Source organism: Streptomyces sp. NPDC051018, assembly GCF_044456085.1.
Classification (GTDB): domain Bacteria; phylum Actinomycetota; class Actinomycetes; order Streptomycetales; family Streptomycetaceae; genus Streptomyces.
The window spans coordinates 57,372-71,706 of record NZ_JBITFN010000026.1 but is presented as its reverse complement, the minus strand read 5'-3'; the positions used below and the strand labels follow the sequence as shown (position 1 = coordinate 71,706).

The 14,335-nt window shown below is 71.1% G+C and carries 14 protein-coding genes and 1 pseudogene; 10 read left to right on the top strand and 5 right to left on the bottom strand.

Annotated features, from left to right (window positions below; translation table 11 throughout):
* The first annotated feature begins 474 nt into the window (after nt 1–474).
* From ACIBCM_RS31350 to ACIBCM_RS31340, 3 genes are all read left to right on the top strand, one after another.
* The gene (locus ACIBCM_RS31350; RefSeq protein WP_399249169.1) at nt 475–1,587 is read left to right on the top strand and encodes a fatty acid desaturase family protein; all 1,113 of its coding nucleotides are present in this window, start codon (nt 475–477) and stop codon (nt 1,585–1,587) included.
* A gap of 70 nt (nt 1,588–1,657) precedes the next feature.
* Nucleotides 1,658–1,840 (top strand): hypothetical protein, encoded by a 183-nt coding sequence (locus tag ACIBCM_RS31345; RefSeq protein ID WP_399249167.1) that lies wholly within the window; start codon nt 1,658–1,660, stop codon nt 1,838–1,840.
* Between the two features lie 359 nt (nt 1,841–2,199).
* Complete coding sequence (locus ACIBCM_RS31340) at nt 2,200–2,670, top strand: pyridoxamine 5'-phosphate oxidase family protein (RefSeq protein ID WP_399249165.1); 471 nt, start codon at nt 2,200–2,202, stop codon at nt 2,668–2,670.
* An 860-nt stretch (nt 2,671–3,530) separates the two neighbouring features.
* Here the strand turns inward: ACIBCM_RS31340 and ACIBCM_RS31335 are convergent.
* The 4 genes and pseudogenes from ACIBCM_RS31335 to ACIBCM_RS31320 form a co-directional block, all read right to left on the bottom strand.
* On the bottom strand, nt 3,531–3,653 hold the full coding sequence (locus ACIBCM_RS31335) for a hypothetical protein (RefSeq protein ID WP_399249221.1): 123 nt from the start codon (nt 3,651–3,653) through the stop codon (nt 3,531–3,533).
* A 126-nt stretch (nt 3,654–3,779) separates the two neighbouring features.
* Entirely contained in the window at nt 3,780–4,610 is an 831-nt protein-coding gene (locus tag ACIBCM_RS31330) for a hypothetical protein (RefSeq protein ID WP_399249163.1), read from the bottom strand.
* Between the two features lie 126 nt (nt 4,611–4,736).
* Complete coding sequence (locus ACIBCM_RS31325; protein ID WP_399249161.1) at nt 4,737–5,081, bottom strand: hypothetical protein; 345 nt, start codon at nt 5,079–5,081, stop codon at nt 4,737–4,739.
* 370 nt (nt 5,082–5,451) lie between these two features.
* Nucleotides 5,452–6,052, bottom strand: a pseudogene (locus ACIBCM_RS31320) (class I SAM-dependent methyltransferase).
* A gap of 151 nt (nt 6,053–6,203) precedes the next feature.
* Between ACIBCM_RS31320 and ACIBCM_RS31315 the strand changes: the two are divergent.
* The 4 genes from ACIBCM_RS31315 (at nt 6,204) to ACIBCM_RS31300 (ending at nt 10,676) form a co-directional block, all read left to right on the top strand.
* On the top strand, nt 6,204–7,022 hold the full coding sequence (locus ACIBCM_RS31315) for an MHYT domain-containing protein (RefSeq protein ID WP_399249159.1): 819 nt from the start codon (nt 6,204–6,206) through the stop codon (nt 7,020–7,022).
* Nucleotides 7,023–7,229: 207 nt separating this feature from the next.
* A complete protein-coding gene (locus ACIBCM_RS31310) occupies nt 7,230–9,818 on the top strand; it encodes a nitrate- and nitrite sensing domain-containing protein (protein WP_399249157.1) in 2,589 nt (862 codons plus the stop codon).
* Nucleotides 9,815–10,246: a roadblock/LC7 domain-containing protein gene (locus ACIBCM_RS31305; protein ID WP_399249155.1), complete on the top strand. Its 432-nt coding sequence runs from the start codon at nt 9,815–9,817 to the stop codon at nt 10,244–10,246. Before ACIBCM_RS31310 ends, ACIBCM_RS31305 begins: the two co-directional genes overlap by 4 nt.
* A gap of 22 nt (nt 10,247–10,268) precedes the next feature.
* A complete protein-coding gene (locus ACIBCM_RS31300; RefSeq protein WP_399249153.1) occupies nt 10,269–10,676 on the top strand; it encodes a DUF742 domain-containing protein in 408 nt (135 codons plus the stop codon).
* 79 nt (nt 10,677–10,755) lie between these two features.
* Here ACIBCM_RS31300 and ACIBCM_RS31295 read toward each other — a convergent pair whose 3' ends face one another.
* The gene (locus ACIBCM_RS31295) at nt 10,756–11,325 is read right to left on the bottom strand and encodes a GNAT family N-acetyltransferase (RefSeq protein WP_399249151.1); all 570 of its coding nucleotides are present in this window, start codon (nt 11,323–11,325) and stop codon (nt 10,756–10,758) included.
* Nucleotides 11,326–11,490: 165 nt separating this feature from the next.
* Here ACIBCM_RS31295 and ACIBCM_RS31290 point away from each other — a divergent pair, with 165 nt between their 5' ends.
* The 3 genes from ACIBCM_RS31290 (at nt 11,491) to ACIBCM_RS31280 (ending at nt 13,969) form a co-directional block, all read left to right on the top strand.
* Nucleotides 11,491–12,096: a GTP-binding protein gene (locus ACIBCM_RS31290; RefSeq protein WP_399249149.1), complete on the top strand. Its 606-nt coding sequence runs from the start codon at nt 11,491–11,493 to the stop codon at nt 12,094–12,096.
* Nucleotides 12,097–12,176: 80 nt separating this feature from the next.
* Nucleotides 12,177–12,581, top strand: a complete 405-nt coding sequence (locus tag ACIBCM_RS31285; RefSeq protein WP_399249147.1) for a roadblock/LC7 domain-containing protein — start codon at nt 12,177–12,179, stop codon at nt 12,579–12,581.
* A gap of 137 nt (nt 12,582–12,718) precedes the next feature.
* Nucleotides 12,719–13,969, top strand: a complete 1,251-nt coding sequence (locus ACIBCM_RS31280; RefSeq protein WP_399249145.1) for a DUF6397 family protein — start codon at nt 12,719–12,721, stop codon at nt 13,967–13,969.
* The last annotated feature ends 366 nt before the right edge of the window (nt 13,970–14,335 follow it).

Sequence of the window (14,335 nt, the reverse complement as noted above, 5' to 3'; positions counted from 1 at the left end):
GCAGGAAGACGGCCTGGCAGCGGTTGAGAGCGGCCGGGGGGCCGTCGGCCGGCGTGTGGGACCTGCCGGGGGTGGCCCGAGGTCCGGCGGACGGCGCGGAGCGGGTACGGGGGTCTGTGGGGGAGGTGTCGGACGGCGAGGGGGCAAGAGGGGATCCGTCGGCCGGGAGGGAAGGTGCCGCGGAGGGTCTGTGCACAGCGATGACCGATTTCCTCAAATTTGACTACTGGAGCAACCGAGAGCCGCCGAGGGTACTCGCTCACCTGCTCCGGCGTGGCCTGCTTCGCTGTGATTCGGCTCACGAGATCCCCCGCTGAGGGCCCGGGTGTACTCAGCAACACCCCCTGCCGTGGGATTGCCCCCGATGGGGCCGGGGGATGGCGTCATTCCCCGACCGGGCCCCGCAAACCTACGTTTGCTCAGGTCAGAGCAGTCGCGCGGGTACCGCGCACGGCCAGAAGACCGGAGACTTCCATGCCCCAGGCCACCGCCGCCCCCGCCACGGAACCACCCCTGGTCCCGACCGCCAGGGCGGAGACGACCGCGCGGAACACCGGCAGCGAGTTCACCCCTCTGCTGCGGACCGTCAGGGAACAAGGTCTCCTGGAGCACCGCACCGGCTGGTACCTGCGCGGTATCACCGTCAATCTGCTCGCCCTCGCCGCGGTCGTCACCGGTATGGCGCTCGTCGGAGGCTCGTGGTGGGTGATCCTGCTGGCGCCGCCGCTGGCCCTGTTCTCCACCCGGGCCGCCTTCTTCGGCCATGACGCGGGGCACGCGCAGATCACCGGGAACCGCAACAGGAGCCGGATCATCCAGCTCGTCCACGCCAATCTGCTGCTCGGGATGAGCCAGGAGTGGTGGAACGACAAGCACAACCGCCACCACGCCAACCCGAATCACATCGACAAGGACCCCGATGTCGTGGCGGACATCCTCGTGTTCACACAGAAGCAGGCCGTCGGGCGCACCGGGTTCCGCGGCTGGCTCACCCGCCACCAGGCATGGCTGTTCTTCCCGCTCACCACTCTCGAGGGCATCGCGCTCAAGGTGTACGGCTTCCGTGCCGTGTTCTCCCGGGGCACGGCGGGCGAGGGCAGCGGACCCGGCCGGGGGGCCCGGAACCGGGGCGTGGAGGGCGCGCTCCTGCTCGTCCATGTCGCCGGGTACGCCGCACTGCTGCTGACCACCATGACCGTCGGGCAGGCCCTGGTCTTCGCGCTCGTCCACCAGATGCTGCTCGGGCTTCATCTTGGCATGGCCTTCGCGCCCAACCACAAGGGCATGGAGATGCCCGACGAGGCGAGCGGCGAGCGCTGGGGCCATCTGCGCCGGCAGGTCCTGACCTCACGCAATGTCCGGGGCGGCCCGCTCACCGACTGGCTGCTGGGCGGCCTGAACTACCAGATCGAGCACCATCTCTTCCCGAGCATGCCGCGCCCCCACCTCAGGCTCGCCCAGCCGCTCGTACGCGCCCACTGCCGGTCGCTCTCCATCCCGTACACGGAAACCGGGCTCGTCGAGTCCTACCGGCAGGCGCTGAACCATATGCATGAGGTCGGCGAACCGCTGCGGACCGACGCATAGTGGAACTGTGCGGTATCCCCGTACGTTCCCACGGCAGGAACGGCCCAAGGCCGCGCGAGGAGGCGTCGAGATGTCGACACGTACGAAGATCATCATCGGGGGAGTGGCAGTCGGCCTTCTTCTGATGCCGTTGATCGGTTTCTGGTTCTCCCTGCTGGTCGTCCTCGGGGTGCCCACCGTGGCGTATCTGGCGCTCGACCCCAGCCAGCGCCGCAGGCTGCGCCGGATCTCCCGCAAGGAGATCGGCCGCTGAGCCCGGGCCGAGGCAGCCCGCCCGTCCCCGGTCCGCCCATCGCGGGACCTGTCCGCCCCGGCGGGCGGTCCCGCCGGGCGGCGCCCGCGCGAGGTGTCTGAGGCACCCGGACGAGGCCGCCGCCCAGCCGCTGAGGGCGCGGCCGGACCACGGTGTCCGTTCCGCGGACGACAGGCGGTCGGTCGGCCTGTGATCCGGCGGCCTCGGGGCGGGACCAGCCCATGGCTCTCGCGCCGACAGCGGTCCGGAACCGTGGTCAGCCTCGGAACCGCACCGGACCCTTCGAGAACGGCCCTCCGCCGGGCGACGTAGGTCCGCCGTCGGATGTGGCCGGGCGCCGCACGCCATAACCTGCCTCCATGACGGCAGTCGACACTCATCCCAGCGGCCCCCGTAGCTCCGAGCGGCGCAAGCGCGAGGCACTTGAACGGCTCGCGCGGGACAACGATGTATGGGTCGCCACGGCCGACGCCACCGGGGAGCCGTGCCTCGTTCCGCTGGCCTTCTGGTGGGACGGCGAGGCGGTGTGGCTGTCCACCCGAGACACCAACCCGACCGGGCGCAACCTGTGCTCATCGGGCCGGGTCCGGCTCAGCTTCGGCCACAGCCGGGACGTGGTCCTGATCCACGGCACCGCGCGCATGCTGACCCGGGAGGAGCTCCCGGCCGAGGTTGGCGACGCCTTCGCCGCCAAGGACGGCTGGGACCCTCGCGAGGACCACCCCTCATACGTCTTCTTCCAGGTCACCCCGCAGGTGCTGCAGGCGTGGGGAACGGTATCCGAGATGGCCGGACGGACTCTGATGCGAGACGGAAAGTGGCTGGTCTAAGGGCTGTCCCGTAATCGGCGGTGGATCAGCGCGCGGCGTCAGATGCGGTGCATCGCAAGGCGGAGGAGCGCCCGCATACTGGGCGTATTTGGGCGTTTCGACAACGAAGCGAGGTGCCGTAGCTGTCGTCGTGCGCCCGCCGGAGATTGCGGGACAGCCCTTAGCCAGGACGGGTCTCGAAGAGATCACAGGTCACAGCCATTTGTGGATGGCCGCGACCAGCACGGTCGCCTGATAGAGGACCGGGAGCAGGTCGCACCTCGTGGCCACGGCCCGGTGCCTTTCGAGGCGATTGATACCGACTCGACCGCGTGCCTCGCCTTGTATGCCTCGGGGGCGGACTTCGGAGGTCGGCCACCGTGGGCACCGCGCTCTGACGGTCGGCGATCTGATCCGGTCGCGCTTTCCGGGATCGTACAGCGGATACCGCGCTTGCGCAGGTAGGCGCGTGTCGCGCGGGAGCCGTACGTCGTGCCGACACGAACCCTGTCGGGGCGGGTGCACGGCGGCCCGGCCCGATTCCGGGCACCCGGATACGCCCCAGGACCACTGCAACCGCGGGGAGTACCCGCGTAGCCCGGCCGTGATCAGCAGTGACAGCGGCTTCTGGGCCTGCTCGACCGCCAGGTGGAACGTGGTCGTCAGTCCGCCCCGGGCGCCGCGAGCCCGTGGTCGGCGGGCTCGGTGACGACGCCACCGGGCGGATCGGCCTGGAGATCCCCTCTCTGCGGGCACCGGCCGCATGCTGGTGGGCGCGGGTGATTGCCGAGTCCACCGGACGTCCGAGGTGATCAGTTCCTCGGCGTCGGCCGCCGGGCCTGGAGTTACTCGAAGACGCCGTGCCAGGTGCCGTCCCGCTGTCAACGCGGGAAGGGGCCGTAGGCCGTTCCCCACGGGCCGTACCGCTGGGGCACGTCCCGCCGGAGAGCACCACTGAGGGTGCGTCGGCGTATGCCGTCTATCAACTGCCGCTTGGCGTGCACCGGTGGCCGTCCGAGCTTCTCCCGAGCGGGAGCAGCGGCTCCGGGTTCGCCCACTGCGCGCTCGTCAGATCGCGCCTCCTTGTGAAGTGGATCTCGACACGTCGAGATCCACTGAGGAACCGCACCCTAGTACGGCCGGACGGCCATCGCGTCGAGCGCTTCGAGCAGTCCCGGCAGCTCGGGCCCGCGGCCCAGGGGCAGCACCTCGCCGGGTTCCTCGTCGAGCAGGAAGAAGGCGATGTCATCGGTTCTGGCGACCATGGACCAGCCGGGACCGTCGGCGCGCAGTGTACGTGCGCCGCCGGGCGCGAAGCCGGAGCGGATCCGTCCCACCGGCGGAGGCGATTCCACATAGGCGCGGGCCGACTCCAGTGCCCGCCGCAGCCCGGGATGCGGCTGCCCCGGCTCGTCGTGGACGTCCTGGCCGCCGTCACCCCCGGGCGATCCGGCCTGGGGAAGCGCGACCTCGTCGGCGATCTGCCGACGCCACTCGGCCCACTGGAGTGCGATCTCGTCGGCTCCCAGCCTCCGCTGCGCGGGTCCCCAGTCCGCACTGTCCGGCGGGGCGAGGGGAGTCCGGCCGTCACACTCCCCGGGCGCCGGGTCATGCGGCTCCGGCAGCCCCGGCGCGGCGACCGCGAGTGCCAGTGGCCAGCCCGGCAGAGCGCTGACCACCGTGCGCTCGTGGGGAGACAGGTCGTAGTCCATACCGCAGTCCCATGACGCGATGGCGACGGCGACCAGCGAGACATCGTCGATCACCACGGTCCAGCGCGCGCCACCGGAGTCCTGGCCCAGCACCAGCCCGTATCCATCGGCATACGCGTCGAGGCCGAGCGCGGCGCACGCGGCGGGGAAGTCGTCACCGAGCACGCTCGGGAACTGCGCCGGCGTCAGGAGCACCGCGGTCAGCACATACAGCGCGTCGTCGTCGACGACTTCCTCCGGCCCGGTCACATCGTTCTCCCTGCCCGATCGTCCCTGTCCGACCGCTCGTCGGCGCACCTTAACCAGTGAGTAACCCGGACGTCGAGACCTCTTGTACGGCGAATAGGACACAACCACCCGGGCGGGGCGGGAGTTTCAGCCGGTGGGCAGGCCGAGGAGGTTCCGGGCGACCTCCTGCGGGGACTCGTCCCGCTCCCGGGCGAGCGCGATGACCGCACGGCACGCCAGCTCGTTTATCCCGAAGGACAGCGCCTCCGGCGACACCCAGGTCATCGCCGCGTCCATCTGCTCCTGATCGTCCTCGGCGCACCCGGAGACATAGGAGGCGGCGGCTTCGAACACATTGTGCTGCCGCGAGGGAGACGGGGTGACCGGACCCGTCCCCGGGCGCGATACGAGGGACTTGCGGAAGCTGTGAAGTCTCTTGAACACCCGGACCACCTTCCCCAGGGGCGGCAGCCGCCGCCACCGATCTTTCATCTCTTGCATCCCCGCGCAGCGTTGGCTCCACGCCAGTTCGGAGCAAGCGGCTCAGGACCACCGTGCCTTCCGGCAGCCTCCGGGGCACCCCCTCGGACTGCGGGGGCGTCCGGCCGCGGGGGACGCGCCGGCCCCGCCGCCGACTCCGAGTCCTTGCCGGTCCCGCCTCCGCCGCGGACGCCTCGACGGCCGCGCCCCCGGCCCGGACGATCTCACCGGTTCCGCGTTGCCTCCGGCCCGGTCGAGCCCCCGGTTGGGAATCCGGTTCCAGTTCACCTCCGGACGTCCTGGCCGGGTGCCTCCGCCCGGACGTTCTGACCGGCCCCACGCCCGACCCGGTCGACACCCGGCGAGGGGTCCCGGTTCCGGTTCAGCCCCGGCGCACCGCCAGTACGAGAAACCGTGTGTCCTCGTCGGTGTAGGAGGTCATCCGCCAACCCGAAGCGCCGAGCAGTCGCCGGAGGTTCGGCTCGGCCCGAAGGTCGTCCGCCGTGAGCTGCCGTCCCTGACGCGCGGCGAGCGCGGCCCTGCCGACCGGATGGAACAGGGCGAGTCTCCCTTCCGGCCGCACCACGCGTGCCAGCTCCTCCAGGTTCGCCTCCGGCATCGGCAGATGCGCGATCAGGCCGGCGGCGAAGACCGCGTCGAGCACATCGCTCTGCAACGGCAGCCGGGTCACATCGGCCAGCAACAGCTGTCCGTCGCCGTCCCGGCCCCGCCCGCACGGCGGCGGTGAGCATGGCGGGCGTCAGATCGGCTCCGAGCACCGTGCCCCGCGGTCCGACCGCTGCCCTCAGTGCGGGGAGAGCCCGCCCGGTGCCGCACCCGGCATCCAGTACGGTGTCCCCCTGCTGGAGCCCCAACCGGCCCACCGCGGCCGCGTAGGCCGGGCCGTCGTCCGGGAACCGGGCGTCCCAGCCGGCCGCTCGGGGGGTGAAGAACTCCTGGACATGCGTGTGGTCGTCGGACATGGGGCCATGATCCCTCAGCGCCGTACCCGGCCGTGCGGTGCACACGTTCGACCCCGGCACGATCGTTCAGGAACGTATCTCTGTCATATTCCATCACCTTTCGAAATGAGCTCCCGGCATACGCCCCTACCAGGGCTAGCGTCCCTGAGCCATGGGACACTTGGACCACGCATCTTTCGGCTTGCTGACGCCCGTGCTGTCGTACGCGATGGCCGTGATCGGCGCTGCCCTGGGACTGCGCTGCACCGTACGCGCGCTTGCTGCGAGCGGCGCCTCTCGCCGTAACTGGCTGTTGACGGCGGCCTCCGCGATCGGAACCGGCATCTGGACGATGCACTTCGTCGCGATGCTCGGCTTCTCCGTCCGGGGCACCGACATCCGATACAACGTTCCCCTCACCATCCTCAGTCTGGTCGTCGCGATGCTCGTCGTCGGCATCGGTGTGTTCTGCGTGGGCTACGGCCGCAACCGCGCCGGGGCCCTGCTGATCGGCGGACTCACCACCGGGCTGGGCGTGGCGAGCATGCACTACCTCGGCATGGCGGCCCTGCGGCTGCACGGCACGGTGCACTACGACCCGCTGCTCGTCGCACTCTCCGTCGTCATCGCCGTGGTCGCCGCGACCGTGGCCCTCTGGGCCGCCATCAACATCAAGTCACCGCTCGCGGTCGCCGTCGCCTCCCTGGTGATGGGCGCGGCGGTCAGCAGCATGCACTACACCGGTATGCGCGCCGTCAGCGTACGGACGGAGTCGACCGATATCGCCCTGTCCGGAGCCACCGCCATGCAGTTCATCTTCCCCCTCGCTGTCGGTCTCGGTTCCTACCTCTTCGTCACCGCGGCATTCGTCGCCCTCTCTCCCACGGCGCAGGAGCGCTCCGCCCCCCTCTCCACCGGGAGGCGGACCGAACCCCTGCCCGCCGAACCGCCCACAACCGCCTCTGCTTCCGCCTCCGCCGCCCCCGTCTGACCCCGATCCGCCCGGGCCGGGAACCCTGTCCGCCCGTCGCAACCGGCGCCCCGGCCCCGAAACCGCCGCCCCGGCCCCGAGGCTGCCGGGCGGAGCCCACAGGCATCCGGGCCGAAGACCACGGCTCCCGACTGGTCGCCGCCCCCATCGATCCGCCCGCCCACCACTTCGCCGTAACCCCAGTCCCGTATCCGGAACGAGGAGGCCATGCGCACACCCCGCAGGAACCAGGGCGCCGCCCCCGCGCCTCCACCATCCGCCCCGGCCCCCGAGCCGGTCCGCGGGCGGCGCGCGCACGCCGGGCGCCCCGCGGTAGAACACACCGGTCAGGAACCGTACGACCGCACCGCACGGGTGAGCCGTATGCGCCCGCGATCCGCGGAATCGCGCCGGCTGAGCCTGCCGCGCGCTCGGACCGTCCGGGCCAAAGTCATCTCCCTTCTGATGGTGCCTGTCGTCTCCCTGCTGGCCCTGTGGGGATTCGCCACCGTCTCCACCGCGCAGGACGTGTCGAGGCTGCGTCAGCTCCAGAGCCTCGAAGACCAGGTGCGCGCACCCGTCTCCACCACCGTGACCGCTCTCCAGGCCGAACGGCGGGCAGCCGTCCGCCAGATCGCCGCCCCTTCCGAGGAGCGGGCCACCGCGCTCCGGCAGGAAGCCCGGCGAACCGACGAAGCCCTGCGCGAACTCCGCCTCGACACCACGACGACCGTCGCCGCCGCAGACGGCATTCCGCCCGCCGTCGCGGCCCGTGTCGAGCGCTTCGTCACCCGCGCGGAGAAGCTGCGGCCGTTGCGCACCGCGGTCCTCGGCCGCACGGCGGACTGGGACGCCACCTTCGAGCGGTACACCTCTGTCATCACCGATGCCTTCGACGTCTCGGGCGCGGTCGCCGGAGTCCAAGACGCCGGTCCCGCCTCCGACGCCCGTGTGCTCCTGGAATTCGCCCGAGCCGGCGAAATGCTCGCCCGGGAGGACGCCCTCCTCGGCTCGGCTCATCTCCGCAAGTCGATCACCACACAGCGACTCCGGCTCTACATCGGAGCCGTGGCAACCCGTAGGACTCTCACCGTATCCGCCGCAACCGATCTGCGGGGTCCCGAGCTGGCAGCTTGGCGAGACCTCGCCAACCGGGGTGACTACCGGACTCTCCAGGCGGCCGAGGACAAGGTGCTCACGGCCCCCGCGGGCCGGCGAGCCGCCGCGGTCGTCCCCGCCGCCGACTGGGACAAGGCCCACCTCGCGGTCGCGGAGCGCATGAGGGACATCGGCACCACGGCCCACCGCGCTGCCGCCCACCGCGGGGACCCGGTCGAGCACGGCCTGTTCACCCCGGCGGGAGCCGCCGTCCTGCTGGGACTCACCGCGGTCGTGGCGTCCCTGGTCATCTCCGTCCGTATCGGCCGGGGGCTCGTCATCGAGCTGACCAGCCTCCGCAACACCGCCCTCGGGATCGCCCGCCAGAGACTGCCCCAGGCCATGCGCCGGCTGCGGACCGGCCAGGAGATCGACATCCGTGCCGAAGCACCGCAGGGACCACCGGCCGAGGACGAGATCGGACAGGTCGGCGAGGCGCTCGGCACCGTGCACCGGGCCGCCCTGCGCGCCGCCGTCGAACGCGCCGAACTCGCCGGCAGCATCTCCGGCGTCTTCGTGAACCTCGCCCGACGCAGCCAGGTCCTGGTACACCGTCAGCTCGCCCTGCTCGACGCCATGGAGCGCCGGGCCGAGGACCCCGGCGAACTCGGTGACCTGTTCCAGCTCGACCACCTCACCACCCGGATGCGAAGGCACGCGGAGAGTCTGATCATCCTCTCGGGCGCCGCCCCGGGGCGGGCCTGGCGCATGCCCGTCCCGCTCACCAGCGTCGTGCGCGCCGCGGTCTCCGAAATCGAGGACTACGCGCGCGTGGAGGTCCGCCGGCTGTCCGAGACATCGGTCGCCGGGGCCGCGGTCGCCGATGTCACCCACATGCTCGCCGAACTCGTCGAGAACGCGGCGCAGTTCTCACCGCCGCACACCAAGGTGAGTGTCAGCGGTGAGCCGGTCGGCAACGGCTACGCCCTGGAGATCGAGGACCGCGGCCTGGGAATGGGACCGGATGTGCTCGCCGAGGCCAACCGGAGGCTGGGGGAGTCGGAGTCCCCCGAATTCTTCGACAGCGAGCGGCTCGGCCTCTTCGTCGTCAGCAGGCTCGCGCTGCGCCGGGACATCAAGGTCCACTTGCGGACCTCGCCCTACGGCGGTACGACCGCGGTGGTGCTCCTGCCGACCGCACTGCTGCAGAGCGCACTCCCCGCCTCCGAGGACTCGCAGCCGGGGGAGGGCCGCGGCACCGCACACTCCGCACCGCCGTTCCCCGCCCCCGTCCGGGAGCGCGAGGGCCCCGCGGTGCCCGCGCAGGCGCCCCGGCCGGCGCTGGGGTCACCGCCTCCGGCTCCGTCGCAGCCCCCGGGCGTCACCACCCTGAGGCTGCGCAGCGCGCCCCCGCCACCCGACGAGGCCGAACTCCCACGGCGGGTCAGGCAGGCGAGTCTCGCGCCTCAGCTGAGGGACGGCCGCCCCGCCGGAACACCGCCGGGCGCACCCGGCGGCCCTCCGACGGGCGAAGACGAGCAGGAGCGCACCCCCGAACTCGTACGGGACCGGATGACGGCGTACCGCAACGGATGGGCCCGGGGCGGCGGAGCCGCGCCGGGCGCCCCCCTCCCGGGCCGCCATTTTCAGGGCGGCCCCCGTCCGGGCCCGCCCGCACCCGGCACCACCATCCACGGCACCGAAGGAGACAGCACATGATCGAGCACGACACGGTCGGCCCGGCCACGACGGGCCACCTCGGCGGTGGCCTGGACTGGCTCCTGGACGACCTCGTTCTCCGTATGGGCGAGGTCCGGCACGCGGTGGTGCTCTCCAGCGACGGACTGGCGGTGGGTGCCTCGCAACGGCTCTCGCGCGAGGACGCCGAGCACCTCGCCGCCGTCGCCTCCGGATTCCACAGTCTCGCCAAGGGGACGGGACGGCATTTCGGAGCCGGCGGCGTCCGCCAGACGATGGTGGAAATGGACGACGGATTCCTCTTCGTCGCCGCGGCGGGAGAGGGGTCCTGTCTCGCCGTGCTCACCTCCGTCGTCGCCGACATAGGGCTGATCGCCTATGAGATGGCCCGGCTCGTCGCACGTGTCGGCGAGCATCTGCGCACCCCGCCGCGCGTCACCGCGACCTGAGAGAGCACCGAGGCGACAGACCATGACCGAGCCGACAGGCACCGGCACCCCCGGCAGCCACTGGTACGACGCGGAAGCCGGCCCGCTCGTCCGCCCGTATGCGATGACCGGAGGGCGGACCAGTCCGGGGCCCGGCAACGTACGCTTCGACCTCATCGCGCTCGTCGACATCGCGCCCGACGGCCCCGGGCAGGCGGAAGAAGGCCCGCTGGGGCCCGAGCACCGTGCCCTGCTGGAGCTGTGCCGCCATGAGACCCAGTCCGTTGCGGAGCTGGCGGCCGACGCCGATCTGCCGGTGGGCGTCGTACGCGTACTCCTCGGGGACCTCCTGGAAGCGGGGCACGTACGGGTCCGGCGACCCGTTCCGCCCGCGCAACTGCCCGACGAGCGTCTTCTCAGGGAGGTGATCGCGGGCCTCAGGGCGCTCTAGCGGGCCCCTGCGGAACGGCACCGGGTGCCGCCGGCCCGTTCCCGGGGCGTGGCTCCCGGTCCAGGAACCGGCGAAACGGTCACACGGTCCCGCTGAGCCGCCGCCAGTCCTTTTCAGCCAGGGCGTACTCGACATCTCCGGACTCGGAGCCGTCGATGGAATCCGGCCAGTCCTCGAAGAAGGTGCGGACATAGCGCATTCCAGCTTTTTCCATGACTCGACGCGACCGGGTGTTGACCGCCATCGTTTTCGCGACGACGCGCCGTACGCAGAGTTCGGTGAATCCGGCGCGGATCAGCCCTCGCGCGCCCTCCGTGGCGTAGCCACGGCCCCAGAACGCCCTGCCCAGCCGGTATCCGAGTTCGACCACATCCGCGCGGTCGTCCTCCAGCGGACGGAACTCGAACCAGCCGAGGAACGCACCCGTTTCCCGTTCCTCGGCCGCCCAGTGGCCGGGGCGGCCGATGCACGCGTGGTGACGCAGCAGCCGGGGGAGGGACTCCGCCCGCACGGCCCGGCGGGTGGTGGGCCGTCCGCCGTTGAGAAAGCGCATGACCTCCGGGTCGTTCTCCAAGGCGAACAACTGATCGAGATCGGCCTCGTCGAGGGCGCGCAGGGTCAGACGTGCGGTTGTGAGCAGGACGGTCATGGCCCGATCCTCCGTCCCTGTGGGCACCACCCACCAGCGAATATCCGGGCAGCCCGCCGGGACGGGCCCGGATCCGCCCGAAAGCACGGCATCAGGCGGGTCCGGCCTCCGTGCCGGACGACGTTCTCACAAGCGAAACCGGTCCGATTCAGAGAGAAGTGACAGATGGTCCAGAAAAGCTCTCACCCGGATGACGGGGAGACCGGCTCCCTCGCCTTGAAAATCCTGGTTGCAGGCGGTTTCGGCGTGGGGAAGACAACTCTCGTCGGCGCCGTGAGCGAAATTCGGCCCCTGCGCACCGAGGAACAACTCAGCCAGGTGGGCAGTGCGGTGGACGATACGGGCGGTGTCGACCACAAGACGACGACAACCGTCGCCATGGATTTCGGGCGTATCACCATTCGCTCCGGCCTGTCCCTCTATCTTTTCGGAACACCCGGACAGGACCGCTTCTGGTTTCTGTGGGACGACCTGTCGGAGGGAGCCCTCGGTGCGATCGTTCTCGCCGACACCCGGCGGCTCGTCGACTGCTTTCCCGCCGTCGACTACTTCGAGCACCGCGGGATCCCATTCGTTGTCGCAGTCAACTGTTTCTCGGGGGCGCGTGCATTCGGAGTCGAGGACGTTTCCCGGGCGCTCGATCTGGACGGCGGAACGCCCGTTGTCCTGTGCGATGCCCGGGAACGTGACTCGGGGAAGGAGGTACTTGTTCGCCTTGTTGAATATGCCGGTCGTATGTACACCGCAAGACTGCTTGATTCCGCCGGCTAACAACACCTTGCCCTGTGGTCTTCTGTACGAAAGGCTTACGGGCAACACGGGGAACGCGTGCGCGCGGGGAGGGATCAACCATGCCGTTGGACAAAGGACTTGACTGGCTGCTCGACGATCTGACGAAGAGGATCGAGCACATCAGGCACGCGCTGGTGCTGTCCAACGACGGTCTGGTGACAGGGGCGAGTACCGGGCTGGCACGGGAGGACGCCGAGCATCTGGCCGCCGTCTCCTCGGGGCTGCACTCCCTCGCCCGCGGTTCCGGGCGCCACTTCCGTGCGGGCAGGGCCCGTCAGACCATGGTCGAGTTCGACGAGGCGCTGCTGTTCGTCACCGCGGCCGGGGACGGCAGCTGTCTCTGTGTACTCGGCGAGGCCGAGGCGGACGTCGGTCAGATCGCGTACGAGATGACCCTGATGGTCAACCGGGTCGGGGAACATCTCAGCGTCGAGGCCAGGCATCCTGGCGGAAGAACCGTCTGACCTGCGAATATCTTCCCGTTGGCTCAGAGAACTGGGAGCGTCGCACAGAGTTGTCCACAGGTCGGGCGGGGGATCGCCCCATCCGGCTATGGTCGTCACCGAGAGTGTTCGTCGACTCACGGGGGAGACCGATCATCATGGCAGGACTGGCAACACGGCAGTGGGAGACTCCAGGCGACCGGACGGCACCGGACGGCCCGGGGGCTCCGGGGAAGAGTACCGGGACCGCGTCGCTGACACCGGGCCGCGCCGCCCACGCGCTCGGTCTGAAGCGGGGGGAATTCGATCTCGCCGTCCAGTTGGGGCACATCCGGACCGTCCCGGGGGCGAGCGGCGGCCCGCCCGGCGTCGCCCCGGAGGAGATCGAACGGCTGCGCCGTGCCGTTGGTTTTCCCGAGGCGATCAGGGAACGGGTACGCACGGTGGGCACCGCGGAAGGCGCGGCGGTCGTCTCGATCAGTCCTGCGCGCTTCACCCGGCTCGCCCGCACGGGACATTTCACACCGGTGCGCTTCTATCTGAACCGCTACCGCGCGGTCGTCTGGCTCTATCTCGCGGAGGAGTTGAGCGCCTTCGCGCTGGCCCGGCCTGATCTGCTGACCGGGAGAGCACCGCGGGAGCTGCGGGCGATAGAGGAGGAAGGCGAGGACCGGCGCGCCCGCAACTGGCGCGGCAGACGGCTCGGTTCGTGTCTGCGGTTGACGCGGGACCCCTGGGCGCGGTCGGCGGCCGTCGCCTCTCTGCTCGATCCCCTCACGGTCGCCGAGGTGGTGCCCGACGACGGTGAGCGGTCGTATCTGCGCGCTCTGCGGCCAGAGCTCGTTCCCGCCCGCCCTCAGTCGCCTGCTGCCCATGAGGTGGTCGAACGGCTGCTGCGGGCGGACCATCCGGACGAGGTCCTGTGGCACCGGGTGAGCCTTGCGCAGGAGTTGAACGAGGCGAGGCGGGCACGCCCCGCGCCGAGGTCCGACGCCATGAGCGCTGGCGCCCCCGCCCCTGTCCTCGGTTCCATCGCCGGTCCGGTCGGCTCAGAACCGGCCTGTGCTGATCCTCTCCTCGGCCCGGTTGACCCCGGAGCGATCCCGCGCGGGGCCGGTTCGGCCCCGGTTCCGGGCTCGGCGCGACCGGCCCGGACCTCCCGCCGGGCCCGGCGCGGTATCAGTGCCGGAAAGGACCCGGGTACGGACGCCGTGACCCGCCCGCGCACGCCGCGTATCGCGCCGGAAGTGCTGACGGGCGTGACCGCGGGGAGCCCTCGGGGAACGAGCCGAACCCATGATCCACAGACAGTGCCCCGCAGCGGCCGGATTACGCCCTCGCGCCGCACCTGGCCCGGGCGCGGGCTCATCGAGCGGCTGCGCTCCCGGCGGAGGAGGCCGCTGGTCTGAGGTCCCGCCACCATCCGACCGCGGCGGGCGGGTGCCGGCCCGCGCCGACGTGCGCACACCCGCGCCCGTGCGGAGGGCAGAGCCCTGCGGAGCGGGAACCGTGCCGAGAGCGGAGCCGCTCTGGGACCCGCCATTCCGGAGCCTGTCGTTCCGGTGAGCGCCCGCCGGTGGAGACGTTCCGTGGTACTCCGACCCTCCTCCGAGTCGGCCCCTGTGCCCGCCGTACCGCTCCGGCTGCCCCGAGGGGACCATCACCGCGTCTCCCCACCGGACCCACGGGGCCGCCGGGCTCCCGGCTGGGAGACCATCGCGAGGGCCGTAGGACGGCCTCGGCCGGGTGCTCCTGGGTGGCCAGACAACCGGCTG